This is a genomic window from Methanobrevibacter millerae (assembly GCF_900103415.1).
GTDB lineage: Archaea > Methanobacteriota > Methanobacteria > Methanobacteriales > Methanobacteriaceae > Methanocatella > Methanocatella millerae.
Window position 1 is genome coordinate 1 of sequence record NZ_FMXB01000045.1, and the last position, 1,679, is coordinate 1,679.

Below are 1,679 nucleotides of genomic sequence, written 5' to 3' on the forward strand. Positions count from 1 at the left end.
AACAAAGGTTAATCTTTGCATTATTCTATTTATCCAGCATAAACACAAATGTTTTATTTACAAGCCATTTGATTATAAATCCAAATTCTGATTTAAATTATATAATTAACCTATTAACTCCAGATTTAAAGGAATATGATCAAATAATCACTGAACGAAAAATAATTGGAAAAAATGGTCATGAATCATTTAATGATAAACCTTTACCTCCAGAAGAGAATGGTAAAAAATTAAGAGAGGCATATGATCATGCTAAATTATGTTGGAAATTAGGGAAATATGTTGAATTTTTCAAAAATTGGTTAATCATTGATTTTATTTTATTTACCTCCTCAGGATATTTTATTGATGCATTTGGTGAAGAAATAATTGATATATTAACTGGATTAAATAACACAATTAAAGGGTAAAACGGTGGAATGTATATGGGAATATTTTCAAAATTTAAAAGGTATAATTTTAATATGGCTTCTTCAAAGGCCGTGGATTTATTTCAACAGGGCGAATATGAAAAATCCAAGGATATTTTTCTACAGCTTTTAAAGATGAATTATGCTCCAGTTGAATGTAATGACTATTTATTTGAAATTTATTATAATCTTGGCGATTTAGATAATGCATTGTTACATTTAAATAATTCTTTAGAAATAAATCCAAATAATATTGACAATATAATAAATAAAGGAATAGTTTTATATGAACTGGACAAAAATGATGAAGCTTTAGAATATTATAATAATGCTTTATTACTTGACGATAGGAACGAAAATGCAAGAGTTGGTAAATTATCTGTTTTGGTTGAACAAGGAAAATATGATGAAGCTAAAAGCTTTTATAATTCAATTGTTGTTAATACCAATGAGGATTACATTTTAGCCATGTATGCTACATTATTATATGTTTTGAATATGTTAGATGATGCTCTCAAATACTCAAATAAATCATTGCAGATAAATAATAACAATGTTGAATATTGGAATACGAAAGGACTGATTCTTTCCAGATTAAAAAAATATGATGAAAGTTTAAAATGTTTTAATTATGCTTTAAGCTTAAATCCAAATCACATAAATTCACTCATTAATAAAGGTTCTTTATATGATGAATTATCAGAATATGATGAAGCCATTGCTTGCTTTAATAAAGCTCTTCAAATTAATGCAAATGATGTTGTTGCCTGGGCGAATTTATCGAACTCTTATCGTTTATCAAAAGATTATGATAACTCGATAATGAGTATTGATAAAGCATTAAAATTAAATCCGAATGATGAAATTCTTTGGGATAAAAAAGGATTATATCTAGATGAAATGACCAAATATGATGAAGCATTAATATGTTTTGATAAAGCTTTAGAAATTAACCCCAAATCGATTAATGTATTAATTAATAAAGCCAATACTTTATTTCACCTAAAACGTTTCAATGAAGCACTAAATGTAATTGAAAAAGCGTTTAGTTTAGATGGCAATTGTAGGGATATTGCTTTGGTAAAAATAAAGATTTTAAAAGAATTAAATATGAATAATGAAGCAGACATTCTAGAAAAAGAAGCTAAGGATATGCCTGAAATAGAGGATAGATCATTAATTCATGGAAAATTATTTTATTGATTAACATGTGCTTAGAAGATTTTATTGCTGATTTAGCAGCTGAGGCGTTTAATGTTAATTGGCAGA

General features: G+C 26.2%; 2 protein-coding genes. Both read left to right on the plus strand.

Annotation, left to right across the window (positions count from 1 at the left end; all coding sequences use genetic code 11):
- Window positions 1-410 (plus strand): hypothetical protein (locus tag F3G70_RS12195; RefSeq protein WP_188118191.1); only part of this gene is annotated, 410 nt, incomplete at its 5' end.
- A 15-nt stretch (window positions 411-425) separates the two neighbouring features.
- Window positions 426-1,613 carry a tetratricopeptide repeat protein gene (locus F3G70_RS11905; RefSeq protein ID WP_188118192.1) on the plus strand — a complete coding sequence of 396 codons (1,188 nt, stop codon included), beginning with the start codon at window positions 426-428 and terminating at the stop codon, window positions 1,611-1,613.
- Window positions 1,614-1,679: the final 66 nt, after the last annotated feature.

Coding starts and splice junctions, on each gene's coding strand:
- F3G70_RS11905 (WP_188118192.1), top strand. CDS start 426: ATGGGAATATTTTCAAAATTTAAAAGGTATAATTTTAATATGGCTTCT.